This is a genomic window from Paenibacillus plantarum (assembly GCF_013141695.1).
Lineage (GTDB): Bacteria > Bacillota > Bacilli > Paenibacillales > NBRC-103111 > Paenibacillus_E > Paenibacillus_E plantarum.
This window is the reverse complement of the sequence record NZ_WHNY01000005.1, coordinates 110,128-126,482: the sequence shown is the minus strand read 5'-3', so window position 1 is coordinate 126,482 and position 16,355 is coordinate 110,128. Positions and strand designations below refer to the sequence as shown.

Annotated in this window: 7 protein-coding genes; all 7 read right to left on the bottom strand. The window is 55.1% G+C overall.

What is annotated here, in order from left to right; all coding sequences use genetic code 11:
* Positions 1–11: 11 nt before the first annotated feature.
* The 7 genes from GC096_RS01855 to GC096_RS01825 all read right to left on the bottom strand — a co-directional run bounded on the left by GC096_RS01855 (position 12) and on the right by GC096_RS01825 (position 16,255).
* On the bottom strand, positions 12–3,797 hold the full coding sequence (locus GC096_RS01855; RefSeq protein WP_171628607.1) for a fibronectin type III domain-containing protein: 3,786 nt from the start codon (positions 3,795–3,797) through the stop codon (positions 12–14).
* A 101-nt stretch (positions 3,798–3,898) separates the two neighbouring features.
* The gene (locus tag GC096_RS01850; protein WP_171628606.1) at positions 3,899–5,467 is read right to left on the bottom strand and encodes an extracellular solute-binding protein; all 1,569 of its coding nucleotides are present in this window, start codon (positions 5,465–5,467) and stop codon (positions 3,899–3,901) included.
* Positions 5,468–5,539: 72 nt separating this feature from the next.
* Entirely contained in the window at positions 5,540–6,415 is an 876-nt protein-coding gene (locus tag GC096_RS01845; RefSeq protein ID WP_312886161.1) for a carbohydrate ABC transporter permease, read from the bottom strand.
* Between the two features lie 19 nt (positions 6,416–6,434).
* The gene (locus tag GC096_RS01840; protein ID WP_171628604.1) at positions 6,435–7,391 is read right to left on the bottom strand and encodes an ABC transporter permease; all 957 of its coding nucleotides are present in this window, start codon (positions 7,389–7,391) and stop codon (positions 6,435–6,437) included.
* Positions 7,392–7,650: 259 nt separating this feature from the next.
* Positions 7,651–10,038: a helix-turn-helix domain-containing protein gene (locus GC096_RS01835; protein ID WP_171628603.1), complete on the bottom strand. Its 2,388-nt coding sequence runs from the start codon at positions 10,036–10,038 to the stop codon at positions 7,651–7,653.
* A 173-nt stretch (positions 10,039–10,211) separates the two neighbouring features.
* Positions 10,212–11,249, bottom strand: coding sequence for a glycoside hydrolase family 88/105 protein (locus GC096_RS01830; protein WP_171628602.1), 1,038 nt, complete (start codon positions 11,247–11,249; stop codon positions 10,212–10,214).
* A gap of 134 nt (positions 11,250–11,383) precedes the next feature.
* The gene (locus GC096_RS01825) at positions 11,384–16,255 is read right to left on the bottom strand and encodes a fibronectin type III domain-containing protein (protein ID WP_171628601.1); all 4,872 of its coding nucleotides are present in this window, start codon (positions 16,253–16,255) and stop codon (positions 11,384–11,386) included.
* Positions 16,256–16,355: the final 100 nt, after the last annotated feature.

The following is a 16,355-nucleotide window of genomic DNA, read 5'->3' as shown; positions in this document are numbered from 1 at the left end:
GAATGGCGCTATCATTCATCCGCCCCCGGGTAGGAAAGCACCAGCTTACTATCGTTAGACCAATGGTCAAACCCGTTATAACCGTATTCGTGACTGCGCGTGTAACGGCGGAACGGTTCGTCCGGCCGCGGGTCCCAATCGGCCAGACCGTCAGGCGCCGTGTCCCTAGGCGGTGAAGCTTGCCCCTCACCATTGCCGTTGCAAGCGGCGACGCAGTATTCATAGACACACGCCGGATCGGCGGTCTCATCGTCGTATGCGGGTAACTTACCTTCATAGACGACGTCAAAGTCACCTTCGTCGCGCGCGCGACGGTACAACCTATAGCCAGTTGCCCCGAGTTGCCAGCCCCACGTCAACCGGAAGCCTCGTTTTGTTCGCGCAACTCGCAGACCGTCCGTTCGTTGCGGAGGTTCCCCCGTAAAGTATACGGGATAATCATCGCTCCATGGCCCCTTTCGGTCGCGGTTGACAGCCCTTATTCGCACATGGCGCTTTGTGCCGTTCGTCCCGGCAAGCCGCCAGTGCAATGGAAGCTCCGAGTCCGACTCGCCGGAGATGCCCGACACCGCGACAGTCCAATTCGCGCCGCCATTATCGCTAACGGCGATCTCGTAACTCTCTGCCCCTGCAGCCGGCTCCCAAATCAGATCAGCCAAGCCTGACGCGGCCCGGTAACCTGCTACTTGCACAGCTGCCGGTATCGGCAACTGATCCGTCCATTCCCACTTCCCGCTCCCTGCCGGCAGGCGGAAAGAGACGTTCCCCCCATTTGCACCCTGCGGCTCTAGCAAAACGCCATCGACGTATAGTCGATACGCTGTACTGTGAAGCGGTTCCGGCAAGGTCAGCGTCATGATGGCCCCCCCGCCAGCATACCCGCCCCTAAGCTCTGTACCATTGCGGACGAAGGATAGACCTGTAGGTCGCAGCTCATCAGTCGATTCATCGGCAATATCAGCTACCTCTAAGACAACGCCAGCGGCGCCGATACACGAGCCAACGAACAGCGCCGCTTCCGCTTTCTCCGCGCTGTACAGCCGAACAATACCTGCATGGCCAACGAATGAAACGCCGCCTTCATCGAACGAAATGGCAGCTTCATCACGGAACACGAAGTCGCGTCGGTCGTTGAGCGTCACAACAGCTCCATACGCTGTCGCTTCAACGCCCAGCAAGTAGCCGTAATCGCCTTTTCGGTGAGGAGAAACGAGCGTCAGGAAGTGGCCATTCCCGTCGTAATATTTCCCCTTCGACTCGTCGTTGACGTTACGATAAGCACCCGGCCCAAGCTCAGCCGGAATGCCGGGAGCGACGTCATAACCGGGTACGCCCGGCTTCAGCTGGCATATCGTCGGGAAAGTGTCGCTCTCCTGCACGAACCAGGCAAACCTCCCCCTCACCCGCATGTCGCCGACCTGATCGTAGACGAGAATATAATCGCTCCCGGACATCAGCACGCTGCGCGAATGATAAGCCGGGCTAGCGTAGGGGCCCGCCATCACCTGAGAGAATTGGGCAAAACCGAGATCGAGCAGTGGCTCGGTCAACTCACCGCGCCCGACGCTACGAAACTCGTGCCCGTACAGGACGCCAAAATTACAACAAGCCTGCACGTCGCCCATATTGTCGTCGCCGACATCCTCCTTGCGGTTGAAGCTGAGTCGCTTGCCATCTGTGTAGTAGGTGATGACGCCGCAGCCACCTTGTCCCGAGCGCCCCCAGCGGTAATTCGGACCTTCGTCAATCTGCTGCAGGTGCACGGAAGCTTCCACTGGTTCGCCAACTGCAGCACGCATGATGAAGCCGTAACCGGTGTATGTCGCCGAGCGGAGCGTCGGCCGCGTGCCCGTGTTGCCGTCGTGCGGCGCATCGTCTGCGCCCCGCCAAATATCCGTATTAGGCTCGCGCTCCGCGTAGCCCCGCGCATCGGCCGGGCTTACATGGAGCAGATGCTCGGCCAGTAGTGGCTCAATGGACTGCAAGCCGAACGCGGCTGTGCGCAGTGTCAGCGGCGCAGCATAATCGTCGACGTGTCCGCCAGCGTGAGCTCCTTGCGGCGGTACGTGACGCGCACCTTCGACCGGGGCTGTCAGCGCATTCAGCAGCCATGATAACCACTTGGCGTAATTCGGATAAGCGACCGCATGCTCTCCCCATACCCGCTGAATCGCCATAACTGGATACAACATTGCTTTCAAGTTATAGAGTGTGTAACAAGCCAAATTTTCCGTATGTCTCCCTCCCTTAGCTCCCCAGGAAGGTACGTCGGGCCGAACATGGTACTTCGCGTTCAGCGCCATTGCCCGTTCGAAATCGTCCTTCCAGCAGCGCGCGTCGGGATGAGCGGGAAACAGCGCGGCCATTAGAGCAGGGACGCTTTTCACGTCGACGAGGAAGTTAGGATGTCCGGCGAGCATATTCAACACCGGCATGAAGCACTCCTCATTGTGAGCGTATGCCATAAACGCCCATGCAGCCTTCAGCCGGTCGAACTGGCCGGGCGTCATTGTCGGGGCTGCCAAATCGAACGTGGACGCCCAAGTATAAAATTCGCGTGCCGCCACCGGACTCAGATCTCCCGGCCTATGCAGGCAAAATGACAAGCGGTCTACGATCGCTTCCATGTCGCCCGGCGACGGCTTCGTCGCGGTGTAGCCGAACCAGTTGTGCATCCGCTGCGGCAGCCGCTCCTCGCGGAACAGGCGCGGATAGTCAGCCTGCTGCTCCTCCCATGCCAGCGTCCAGTCTTTCACCTTATCGAGAGAAAGGAACTCGTGCCATAACCACAGCTCGTCAACGTACGATCCTCCCGTCGAGGCCATTTGCCGCTGCGCTGGGTACAGCGCAACCGCCGTGCAGCGAGTACCCGCAGCCAGCGGATACTCCCAACTTAGTGTTTGGTGGCGACGCGACCAACGAAAGCGGAGTGCCAGCGACTGCGGCGAGCCCCATAATGCATACTCGCCGTCGTCCCAGAAGCCGCTGTCTTTGACAAATACGGCGGCCGCGACCGCTTCGTCGGCAAAGGCCGCCGCTTTCGCCTGTTGCCAGCATACCGCGTTATCGTAAGGCTTTACCCCGAAGGGCAGCTCACCGTTCCCGTTCAGGTAGCGATCGATCGGCTCCACGCCGCGAGGCTTCGTATACCGGTGAGTGGGGGCAAACGAAAGCCACTCGATCGCGAGCATCGCGCTTTGGCCAGAGTCAAAGCCGGACATCCGCTCGCGCAGCTCGATATAGTCCATGCCGGCGGCAACCGTTACGGTCGCACGGTACTCCGCTTCACCTTCGAATTGGCATACAAACTCGTATTCAGCAAATACTGGTCCATCCGCCGTTACCGTCCCTTCCGCGGTAAGCAACTTGCGGCTGCCGCCGTCAATGCGAGCGACGCCCTCCGCAGTGAAGCCGGCCATGCGCAACGCAAACAGCTCGCCGTTCACGAGCTGGCCCTCCGTGAACCGTACTGAAAGCCGTCCGTTATCCACCTGCACGCCTCCGTTATCCCGCATGACTGTCACCCGGCCGTACTTGGTTGCCGGCGCGGGCGCCATCCCATTGCGCCATTCGAATCGTCTCTCGGCTCCCGTCGGCAGATCGGCAACCAGGCATAACCGCGTTTCTGTATCTGTCCGCCGCCATTGGAACGGAACAGCGTCGCCGTTACTGTCTGCGAGCCAGGCTGATTGCATCGCCGCTTCTTCATCCTGCCGGACGAAACCGAGCAGCGTGGGCGGCCATGCATATCCGACCCTATTTAGCTGATCCTCGATTATGATTTGCTTACATTCCATCGTACTCATCCTCCCCACTTGCGCTCAGGCAACACGCTCCGCCGCTTCCGACGGAACGCGAACGGCGGCGCACCTCCGCGCGCCACCGTTATCGCCGTTCATTATTTGCTGCCTTGTACCGATTTATAAAGATCGTTAGCTTCCTTCTCTAACTCAGTGCCGCCCAAGTCGTTCCACTGCTTAACGAATTCATCGAAGTACGAAACGGGTTTGTCACCGCGCACGATCTGGGCGTATACATCCATTTTCAGCTTCGTCAGATCGCCCCAATATTTCCCTGATGACGGCAACACATCAGACTTGCCAAAGATATCCGATACCGGCTTGTTATACTTGTCAAGGAGCTCAACGCTCGATTTTCCGAGTGCCTTTTCAAAAATTGTAGGAGCCGGACCACCGGCGAACAGCGTGTCGAAGTTGTTTCTCAGACCTTCAGTCGCAAGCTTGGCCCTGTCGTCGTAAGGAGGAAGGAACTTAATACCGCTTTGCGTATCCGAAGGCGTGTTGTAATCCCACTGCTTGCCCTTGACGCCGACGCCAGCATCCAGAAACACTTGCTCGTCATTGCGAATTGCCTCCATGATTTCAAGCACTTTTTTGACCTTTTCCGGCTGCTTCTCCATCTGCTTGCCGAACGCGAAGAGGTTTCCCGCCGTTCCCCATGCCCAACCGCCCTGCTGGCCGCGCGGCCCTTTTGGCAGAGGGGCTATTTGGAGATCCGCGTCCGGATTGATTTTTTTCATCGCGCTGATCGCTGATTGCGGGTTGTTCGCGTCGAACGACCCTATACTCGTATTGTGCGAATACGCAATTTTCCCTTCGACTAGCTTCTTGTCCAGGTCTTTGCCAGTTACGAATTCAGGATCGATATAGCCCTTGGCGTACCAGTCCGCAAGCACCGTCAGCGCTTCCTTCGCTTCCGGCACGACTGCGCCGTTGACCACCTTGCCATCCTTCAGCATCCATTGCGTCGGCATAACGCCGTAGGCACCGAATATCGACCAGAACTGGAGGTAGTACGAATTGCCGTTGGTCGACATGCCGTAAACGCCGATCTGCTTCAGCTTGGCGAACGCGGCTGTCATTTCGTCGATCGTTTCTGGAATTTTATCGACGCCCGCTTTCTTCAGCAGGTCCACCCGCCATCCTTGCTTCGTGTTGAACTGACCGGTAAAGTAGGTGGTTGGCAAGCCGTAATTTTTGCCATTCAGGTTCGTATAGTACCAGCCTTGATTGGCGAAGCTGTCCAGCACCGCTTTCGTTTTGGGCGCGTTCTCCTCAATCGTTTTGAGCGGTAGCTCAGCGATCAGCCCCTGGCCCGCATATTTGAACAACTGGTTCGGATCGTAGACGAACATAACGTCAGGCACGTCACCAGACGTAAGCAGTATTTGCTGCTTCTGCACGTAATCGGCCTGCGGAATCGAATAATAGTTGATTTTGACGTTAAATTTCTCCTGCAAATACTGCACTGTACGGGAGTTGGCGGTCAAATCCGCTGAAGGTACCATCCATTTGATTTCCATTGGCTCTGCCGGCGTCGCACTTGCCGCGCTCGGCGAAGCCGTGGACGATACGACTTCTCCCCCTCCATTCGAGCATGCTGTAAGTGCCAACGAGCAAACAACCGCCAGCACTGACCACCCTTTTACCCCTATTTTTGCATTCATCCTGTAACCTCCTACATGAAATTGTATTGTATTATATCGGCATACCCAGTTCGCACCGCAAGGCCTATATACCTAGCCTTTGACTGAACCCAGCATGATGCCTTTGACGAAATACCGCTGGATGAACGGGTACAGAAACAGAATCGGCAGCGTCACTGCCACGATCGTGGCCGCTTTGAGCGACTCCGGCGTATATTCCTCGTTAATCCGGTTGATATCCTCGCCCGGAGTCAGCGATACTGTCGCATCGACGACGGTTCTGCGCAGGAACAGCTGCAACACTTGCCACCGGTTGTCCGTTGTGTAGATTAGTGCATCAAACCAGTGGTTCCAATGCGCGACGCCGACCCAGAGCGCCATGACGGCCATTACTGGCACGGACAGCGGCAACACAATGCGCATGAGTACTCGCATTTCGGAAGCGCCGTCGATGCGCGCTGACTCGATAATTTCGGCCGGGATACCCTCGAAGAAGTTGCGCATCACGATCATGTTGAACGCCGACACCGCACCGGGCAAAACAAGCGCCCACAATGTATTGAGCAAGCCGAGATTTTTCACTAACAAAAACATCGGGATCGTGCCGCCGCTGAACAGCATACTGAAGACGAAGAGTTTCATGATCAGCTTCCGATGCGGAAACGTGCGCCTGGACAATGGATACGCAATCATCGCCGTCATGGTTAGCGAAATCGCAATACCGACGCCTGTTCGGATCAGCGTATTACCGTAAGCCGACAACAGATCAGGATGCGCAAGTACTTTCTCGTACGACATAAGCGTCGGATGCAGCGGGAACCAATAAAACTTCATCGCCAGCGCATCCGCCGGCGTGCTGAACGAAAGCGTAATAATGTATAACAGCGGATACAGCGTCGCAAGCCCGAAAATCGTCAAGAAAGCAGCATTCAGCGCGTCGAACGATCGCTCGCCCCAAGTTGTTTTCACATTCTCCCCCCCCTTCTCGCTACCATAATCCTCGCTCCTTGTTGAATAGCTTGACCAACGCATTAGCGACAAGCACCAGCGTCAGCCCAACAGTTGAATTGAACAACCCCGCAGCGGTGCCAAGCTCGTAATCCATCGTCAACAACCGACGTAGCACGTACGTATCGAGAATCTCCCCTACTCCTGAGGTAGGGGGCGTCATCAGGTTGTAAATTTGGTCGAAGCCGACCGACAGGAAGTGGCCGATCGATAGTAAGTACATGATGATGACAGTTGGCGCGAGCGACGGCAGACTGATATGCCAGATTCGCCGCCAGCGGCTTGCTCCATCCGCGATCGCAGCCTCATAGAGGCTTGGATCGATTGAAGCCAGCACCGCAAAATAGACGATTGATCCCCAGCCCGCGGATTGCCAAATGTCGGTCAGTACGACCGCACCGTAAAAATAGTCCGGCTCTAGCAACCACAACTGCTCCGCGATGCCGAACAGGGAGAGCAGTTTATTGAATCCACCCTCACTGCCTAGAAACGGAAACAAGATGCCCGCAAGCACGACCCACGAGAAAAAATGCGGCAAATATGTCACCGTTTGAATCGTCCGCCGAAACCAAGTCAGCCGGATCTCGTTCAGCAGCAACGCCAGTACGATCGGTGCTGGAAACACAAACACCATTTTCAAGAAAGCAATCAGCACCGAATGACGTAGTGCATTCAGAAAGCCGTTCCCCTTGAACAATCGCTCGAAATTCTCCAAGCCAGCCCATGGGCTGCCGAGAATGCCCTCGGTAATCTGAAAATGCTTGAACGCAATGACAATGCCATACAACGGCACGTAGCTGAACAACAGAAATAGTGCCAGTCCAGGCAGCAGCATAACAATAAGCGCACGGTGCTGCTTGTAAATGCGCCATTGCCGTTGCCATCCGACTTCCCTTCCCGGATCGCGGGTCTTAAGAATCGCGCGCCGTATTTCCATATTGTTCGATCCTCCTTTTTGCATGACGTTTGATCCTCCTTTTTGTATGACCTGCGTGTATTGCGATGTCCTTTCGTTCCTCATACGGCTCGGAAATGCCAGTTGCGGACGTTTGACCCACAGCCGCATCAGTTGTCCATTGGTTGCCGATGTCATCAGCTTACGGCCGCTTACGATATCAACGCAATCGTCACATTTTCGTGACCACTGAAACGGAAAATGCGCCGAAGCCTTGGCGGCTGCGGCGCATTTCGCGCAATCAGGAACGGCTCTGCAAGCGATATTCGCCCGGCGTCATACCTTCCGATTTTTTGAATACCCGAATGAGATGCGTGGCATTGCCATAACCGATCTCAACTGCGATGTCGGCGATGTTCAACTCGGTTTTAAGCAGCAGACTTTTCGCTTTGCTGATCCGGTAGCGTGTGACATAAGCGATGAACGTTTCCCCCCAATGTTGCTTGATCAGCTCACTCAAATACGACGGACTGATACTGAGCTGATCAGCAACAAGCTGGAGCGACAAGTCTTGTGCGTACCGTTCCTCGATCAGTTTCTTCGTCCGCTCCATGATCATTTCCATCCGCAGCCGCTTTAGCCCATTCAGAAAATCGATCCCCGGTGCAAAGACCGTTTCGCTGAACCATTCGCACATCGAAGGGGAAGCGTTCAACTGGGCAAATTCGGCGTACAGGCTCCGTCCCGGAAACGTCTTCGTAAGGTCGGGGTCATACTCCTGCAGCAACCGGATCACGGAAACGAGCAATTGCATTGCATATGTTTTAATCAGCGCAAAGGGAAGACGACTGCCATTCAGCCCATCGAAGAAGGCGTTCAGTTCCTGCGCAGCTTGCACTCGGTTGCCTTCGCGGATTGCCGCCAGCAACGCGCTTTCGCATTCTGCCGGATACGGTACGGGGACAAGCGCCTCCTGCTCTTGGCTTCCACGTACTACCTCATTGCCTGCCTTCGGCCAATTTTCTTGCAGCGCATGCAGCGCGTCTTGATACGAAACAGATAACTCACCGAAATCGGTGATAGGCCTGCCAACGGAGATCGTCACCGTTTGTTTCAAGTACGACGCAACTGCATAACGAATCGTCTCCGCCGCACGGACCGTCTCTCGCTCGGTCTCATGCTGCGGCATGTTTAGAATGACGGCCACATGCTGGCGAGAGACGACCGTTTCCGTGGCGAACTTGTCCTTCATCAACTCCTGGCTGATATTAGCCACAGCAAACAGAAACAGCCGTGAATCTTCACCGCTGCGAAAGCGGGCGTTCTCGCCGGTCGCGTCCATCTCCGCCACGAGCACGCAGAAAACCGGATCCGGAAAGAGAGGCGTCTCGACGGGCTTCTGACGCAGCCATGGGTCCATGCCGGCGTTGTTACCGAGTAGCGCAGATAACAGGAAATGGTCGCGCAGCACCGGCAGCTGGCTGCTCCATTGTGAGCGCACGTCGCCCATTTCCTTGAGTAGCGCGGCAATGCCACTCTCAATCCGAGTAAAGCCCGCGGCATAGTCAGCGTCGAACGATTCTTGATCTTCATCTCCGTTCACTTCGCCCTTGCCGCGCAGCGTTAGGAAGATGCTCCGTAAGCCACTTTGAAATCGCCGAACATTAAAATACGCGACAAACAGCGACAATAACGATAGCGCCACGGTAGCGGCAACGATCCAGATCTTGAGCAGCTGCGCGTTGTGTGATGCCGCCTCCGCGGGAATCAGCATAGCGTAGAGAAAGCCGTATGCCGCAGACCGTTCGGTCGTCACGTACATCTCACCGGCCTCCGTGTCCAGCTTGACCGGCAGGCTGCCTTCGGGCGAAGACCCGGCAGCCAGTAACGCGCCGATCGCGTCGGGCTTCGTAAGACGCAGCTTGCCTGCCTCCACGATCGTCTGTCCCGTTGGCGAAAAGACGAGCAAGCCGCCCCGGCTGTCAAACGGAAACGAGCGGATCATGTCGGCGATCACGCCAGTCTTGACGTTGACGACAAGTGCCGCATCGGGCTCCTCGTAGAAGTATGGCAACGGGAGCAAATACGTTAGTGCTTCCAGGCTTTTGCCGGCATCGCCGCCCATTGCACGAGGCGTGATCCACAGCTTTGATTTGCGTTCTATCCCCGCTTGCCGCAACGTCGGCAACCACGACGAATCAGGAAAACTGTTCAGATCGAACAGTAAATTCGACGTCAGCACAAGCTGCTGCTTTCGGTGATAGAGATAAACCGAGTCGACCGCATGGATTGAAGATGAGAAATTCGCTAACTCACGTCTGAGCTCGTTGACCGATTGCAGCGTGCCGAGCAACGGAGTTTCTTGAATTTTGACAAATTGAAGCATGCCCGCCTGCAGCGAGAATTGTCCCGTTACTTCTTCGATCTGCCGAAGCAACTGGTCCACCTGCTCCTTCATCTGGGCGATTGCCACTTCAGACGTCCGCTTCACTTCCGCTTCGATTAGGCGAAGGCTCGTGTAGTAGCTGAACGTCCCGAAACCGAGCACTGGTATAATAGAAAAGAGCAAAAGTAAGGCGATTTGTCGTTGTCGAATAAGTTTACGAACAAGGTTCATAGGCGTATCACCGTTCTTAGTTCCAAAATGGATGGGCTTTTCGGCTTTATTATACCAAAAGAACGCTTTCATCGGCATCGTCATCTTTTCGGAATCAGTAGTCTGACTGATAACACAGAGATGATGCCGATTCCGGGCGCTATGAACAGCAAAGAGCCCAGGAAACCCAGGACTCTTTGTTGGATTCGATATGGGAATCTCCTTGCGCTTCACTGTTTAGACCGTGCAATATGCATGTACGTTCCCTATTGCCGTTGGTTTTCGGGTGCTCTACCGCTTTCTTCCAGCATCGCCGACAGCAGCATCAGCAACAAACCTTGCCCGTAGCCTTCTGCGCGGTGCTGCGCAATGACATGGTATTCGCCAGCATGCTTCTGTACCCCCGTTCCGGCAGACACACCGCGAAACACCCCTTCCCAATCCACGTGTGAAAGCGCGGCACGCGCAGCTCGATTAGCCATCTCCACGTACGCTTCTTCCACGTTGCCGTAGCGAAGCGCCTGCTTCACAGCATAGGCAATGCCGGCGGCTGCAGATGTTTCTAAATACGTTTTCGGATCGTCGATCACCGTCGTCCATAAACCGGAGACATCCTGGTAGCGCGACAAACCTGCCAATTGCCGGTCCAAGGAATCCTTAATCGCGTTCCGTCTAGGCTCTGTTTCCGGAAGCAGAACTAGCAGCTCCGCTGACACAATGGCCGCCCACGCGTTGCCCCGCGCCCACAAGCAGCCGATTGGGCCGTTTTTGCGCTCATCCCAGCCGTGATAATACAGACCGTTCTCCTGCTGCAAATGACGCACATGCAGGAAATATTGGTTAAGTCCTTCGTCGACCGCTTCCCGATCATTGAATAACAGCCCTGCCTTCACAAGAAATAGACCAGCCATAAACAGCGTGTCCACCCACATCTGCCCGCCAAAATTCGTTTCCACGAGCGTATGCTCAAACGCACCATTCGCAAGCCGCTCTGCACGGCGCAGGAGAAAGTCAGTCCTCGACTTGATGATATCTGCGTAACGTGCTTCGCCCGAAGCGACATATAGCTCGATCAACGAAAAGCAAGGCGCCGTTGCATTGACGGTTTCGAACACGTGTCCTCGCTCCAATTGATCGTCAATCCACGTTTTTAAATACAGCTGCAACGAATCGTCCTTCGTTGCCTTCCACAACGAAACTAAACCATACAGTGCAACGCCTTCACTCCAGTTCCATTCCGCCATTGGCATCCGCCTCGTCGCCTGCGAGACCTGCCCGATTATAGTAGCCAAATTACGCGACATTTCTGTTCCTCCTCCAGTCTTGTATCCGCATTCAACCGTAAGTGAAGCCGGATTTCATTTCAATCATCATTTTTTTGAACCGCTGCACATACAGCTTTCCCCCGTACCGAAAGTACGGGGGTGCTGTCTTAAGGTCAAGGAAGCGTAACAGTGGATGCGGTCAATTGGTCACGAACTGCGTTTCCTGCAACGTCAACGGCTTCTACTCGGAACGTATAGGCCGTGCCCGGCAGCAAGTCGTTGAACGTGTAAGTGTTGATGTTCGATACGGTATCTTGAAGCAAACTATTTACATAGATGCGATACGATATCGCCGCACCCGACGTATCGGTCGCCGATGGCCAAATCAATTGCGCTTCCGTAGATGTAACGTCAATGACAGACAGTTCGTTGCTGCCCGCCGACCAATAGGGCGCCCTCACGTCCGCATAAGCGTTCCCGGTTGTGACCGTGTTGAGCGAGCCAGCGTCAACGATCGGCGTCGTGACACTTACGAAGCTATTTCCGCTCAGTACCTGGCCGTAGATCGCCTGCGTCAATGAAATACCAGTTTTCAAATCAACAAACTGGTTATTTTCGATCAGCGTATTCCTGACGACCGGTACGTCGAATGTGTTGCCTTTCACTGTCCTGATAAACAAGCCTGACGCATCGGCATTCTGATCGGCAACAACTCGATTGTTGCGGAATTCACTGCCGTATGCCATTACCGCATAGCCGGTATTATCAGCCTGCAGACCGAGTCCGAAGACGGCTCCAGGTAACGCATCTATAATGGTATTATTGTCAAACCTGACGAAATAGGTGTTGTTTAAACGGTGCTGCACAAGTGAGTTGAAGCCGAACGTGACTGCTCCGCCTGTGTTGGTCAGCATATTGTCAGCTACGACGTTATCAAAGGAGTTACCATACAGTGAGATCGGTCCTCCGCTGTCCATGCCTGTATTTCGGTAAACCGTCCCTCTGGCGTTCGGAACAATGAACGAAAATTTACTCGTCCGATCTGGCACGATGTCCCAAGGGGTTTCGACAGAAATCGTGTTCCCAGTGACTTGCACCACGTCACGCACCTGCCCGATTCCCCGTCCCGCCATGATAACGACTGCCAACCGGCCGTAGCGATGCGGGAAGCTATAGACGTTGCCAGTCACGGTCGCCCCAACACTGAGCGGGACGACGGTCGCCACCTTCAGCTCCGTGCCCGAAGCGCCTAAAACTTCACCATAATTAAAGGTACCGCTAGGCGATTCGTTCAGTACCATCTCGCCGTCGTTGTTCGCGTGATCCAGCGTTCCAATACCTTGAATCACATTGTTCGACACATAGTAATCCGATTTGACGTTGACCCCGTGTGTATCTGTATTTTGCTCCGGATGCCCGATGAGCCGGTTGTTTTCAACGATCACGTAACGGGCGAGCATATTGGTTGCTCCGCTCGCATATTCGATGATGTTGTTGCGAACCTGGCTGTAGGCGTTGACGTAGCCGGTCGCGATTGTCGCCGCCCTGCCTTTAAAGGAATTGCCGACGAACAACGTGCGTTCATTGGCGATAAATCCGACGCCGTTCGCCCGACCCGTTTGCTCTTCCAAGGGAGCATCGATCGTGACTTCCGTGACGAATAGCTCACTGGCGGTTCGAAGGGCGTTGTCCGTAACGGCAGCACCCCATGAGTGCCCGAGCCAGATGAAGAAATCGGGATACACGGACGGATTGAAGACATCCAGCTTCATTCGCGCTACACCCGCATGACCGGCTGTTTGGCCGTCGCCGGACGAAACGATCAACATGCCGGTGCTCGTGCCGGAATAAGCAAGCACTGTGTTCTCTTGGCTTTCCCCTAGCAGAACAACGCCTGCTGGCAGCAAAATCTTCGCGATCCGGTATGTACCGTCCGGAAACCATACGACCCCGCCTCCTTCCGTATGCGCCTGATCGACGGCGCTTTGCACCGAAGCGGTGTCGTCTATTGTGTCATCGGCCGTCGCCCCGTAATCTGCCACATTGTACACATTGCTCCATTGGAAATTCTTTGCCCAAGCGACGCCAAGGCCCAGTGGATCGTCGCCAGCTTCTGTAACGGTTAGCTGTTGGCCATTGCCCAACCGCACCCAATTACCGTCTACGCTGTTGCGTACCTCGACCCAATATACTTGCGGCGGAGCCTGATCGATGGCAAAGGTGACGGCGAACGGGTTCAGCTCAACAATCGGCATTTCGTATACGCTGCCAGCAACACTCTTCAGTCTAACAGCTGTGTCAGCGGACGCACCTCCAAACTCCCTCGCGTCGAAATTGCGTCCAACAAGCTTGATCTGCTGCCCTTCGAACGCTTCCCGTTCGGAAATAAACTGCGGACGCGGATCGTTAAGCGGCTTCGCTTCGCTCCAGCCGTATTCGTTGCGAATCCATACAGCATATGACCCCGGGGCCATATCTTCTGGTAAAAGCGATACGACGAAGGCTCCCTGATCGTCCGTCTGAACGATATCGAGCGTACGGGCACCTGCGGAAGGCGGGCTGGCGCCTAGCTGCGCGTAGTCGTCGATGGCGACTTCGACGGCGGATGGCGTCATGCCGTAGCCGGAAACGGTAAACAGCGTGCCCGGAACGACCGCGTCAGAAAAGCGCAGCACAACGGGTGGCTGCTCCCAATCCTCCAAATGAACGAGCAGAGGAATCGTGTCCGTGCTCGCGTTTAGCAACAGAATATCGTTGACGGCAAAAACAGCCTTAATCGTGTAAGAACCAGCAAACAACGGCGTATACTCGACCGTAACCACACCGTTTTCGTCCGTTACTCCGGAGCCAGCGTTGGGATCAATATGTGAGCCGACATAAGTGCCTGCTAACTCAAACGCAACCGGCTTGCCTACAAGTGGAGCACCTATGCTGTCCTTCAGCACAGCGCGTAGCTGAACGATTTCATTCGGACGATCGACTACGAGCGATGTGTCTTCAAATGTCAGGCTTGTCGCCTGGTACGCGGGAATAGTAACTGATGCGCGCACCGCAATGTCTGAATAGCGGTATTGGCGGATGTTGCGTAGTCCGTACTGATAGACGACGCCAGGTTCTAGTCTGGAATCGGCATACCCGTGCACGCCTGCACTTACCTTCGCGATTCGAGCAAAATCAGCATCGCCCTGCTTTTTTCGGAGAACGATCGTATCGTCGGTTCCGGCACTCACCCAAGACAATGCCACCTGACGTATGCCGTCGTTCATAGCCTGCAGATCTGACACGGTTGGCGCAAGCGGCGTATCGAAGAAGATCCCCTCCACATTCGCTTGTGCTCCGGCAAGCTTCGTAAACCGCAGTTTGAAGCTGCCTCTCACTAGATAGGAGACATATTTGCCGCCGTTAATCGTATCGACCGTCTGAGCATCTAATACATTTCCACTTCCGTCTAGCAGTTCAAACTTTTCTACATTCACTTCCTGTGAACCGAAGTCAGTCGTATAAAAACTTACCTGATGGAGATTGTTGTCCGTCAGCGTAAACGAGTGCGTCAACGTCCCGTACGTATAGACCGTCAGCATTTTGCGGATGCTGCCGTCCGGCATCAGGAGCGCACGCGCGTCGGTAGATGGATTCTGCACGACATTATAGCCGTTGCTGCCTCCGAGCGAGTAAGCACTCACATACGATGGGAGACTGGCGATGTGGGCTGGCGTCGTCGCGTCTTTGCCAGATGCGGACGTTGCTGAAAAGAACGGCAGAATGTAGCCGTCTCCGCCATAGGTACCGATCCAATTCCCTTTGCTAACCGTATCCTGTCCCAAGTAGTAGGTCGGAGCAGGCATAGTCATGGCCGTTACGGAGGGTCCATCACCGCTCCAGTTGCCGGCTGAGTCACCTGCTTGCACGTGAAACGTATACGCGGTCTCCGGCGCAAGGCCGGTTACATCGTAGGCGTAGACACCGCTCCCGACAGTTGCAAGCTGCGTACCGTCTCTGTAGATACGATACTGGGTAACAGCTCGATTGTCAGTTGCGGCGTTCCAGGCCAGATGAACCCCGGCAGGGGTCTCCTGCGATGCGGTCAATGCGCTGCCGGACGGCCAGACAGGCGCTACAGAATCTGATTCTATGGCCGTAGTCACCGGCACCGCCAACTTTCTGCCCCAGAAGCTGCTGCCATTGCCGGGCTCGACAGCGAACGTGTAAGTGGTGGCTGGCGACAAGCCCGTCACGTTGTAGGCATAGACCGATCCGCTGACTGTATCCAACAGTGCGTTGTTCTTGTAAATGCGATACCCCGTCACGCCATCTGGGTCAATTGCCACAGGCCAGTTGATAGTTGCGCTGGTAGCGCTTACACTTGTGGCCGAAGCCGCTCCTCCTTCAGGCCATACCGGCCCCGGCGCATCGAAGAAAAATCCTTGCGCATTTGCCTGCGTACCTGCCTGCAAGGTAACGACCAGCTTGAAGCTGCCCTGTACACGATAAGTCACGTATTTACCGCCGTTGATCGTCGAAACCGTTCGGGAATCGAGAACCGTTCCGCCTGCATCGCGCAATTCAAACCCCATCTGAATAGACTCCGTCGACCCAAAATCGGTTGTGTACACGGAGAATTGATGTGTTTCGTTATCAGATAGCGTAAACGAAAAGGACATCGTGCCGTACGTATACACTGTGAATCGTTTGCGCGTGCTGCCATCCGGCGATTGCAGGCCGCGTGGATCGGCCTGATTGCCAGAAACCCAATAGTTAGAGCCCGATTTTGCATAAGCGCTCACATATGTCGGCAGTTGCGCGACGTCGGCGGCAGGCGGCGTTTCCCTGTAGTTCATCGCAGTTGTCGTGTAATAGGGCAGTACATATCCTTCACTGCCGTAAGCGCCCACCCAATTGCCTTTCGTAGTCGTGTCTGTGCCCATAAACGATGCGGTGGATGCGCTAGCCGCCCTCGGCCCAAACGTCATGCCGCTGAATATTAGAAATAAGATCAATAAATAAACAAACCAACGCCACTTCATCGTTCGCTGTGTTAAGACCATGTTCAGCTCTCTCCTCCTTTTCAACTTGTACGTATGTGTTCGCCTGATCTCTGGCGCAAAGTCCTTCATATTCCCCCTCTCCAATCGTTATTTATCCAGT

What these genes read in the sequence shown, in the direction of transcription:
- GC096_RS01840 (WP_171628604.1), bottom strand. Translation starts at nt 7,391, where the DNA reads ATGGAAATACGGCGCGCGATTCTTAAGACCCGCGATCCGGGAAGGGAA.
- GC096_RS01855 (WP_171628607.1), bottom strand. Translation starts at nt 3,797, where the DNA reads ATGGAATGTAAGCAAATCATAATCGAGGATCAGCTAAATAGGGTCGGA.
- GC096_RS01850 (WP_171628606.1), bottom strand. Translation starts at nt 5,467, where the DNA reads ATGAATGCAAAAATAGGGGTAAAAGGGTGGTCAGTGCTGGCGGTTGTT.
- GC096_RS01825 (WP_171628601.1), bottom strand. Translation starts at nt 16,255, where the DNA reads ATGGTCTTAACACAGCGAACGATGAAGTGGCGTTGGTTTGTTTATTTA.
- GC096_RS01835 (WP_171628603.1), bottom strand. Translation starts at nt 10,038, where the DNA reads ATGAAAGCGTTCTTTTGGTATAATAAAGCCGAAAAGCCCATCCATTTT.
- GC096_RS01830 (WP_171628602.1), bottom strand. Translation starts at nt 11,249, where the DNA reads ATGTCGCGTAATTTGGCTACTATAATCGGGCAGGTCTCGCAGGCGACG.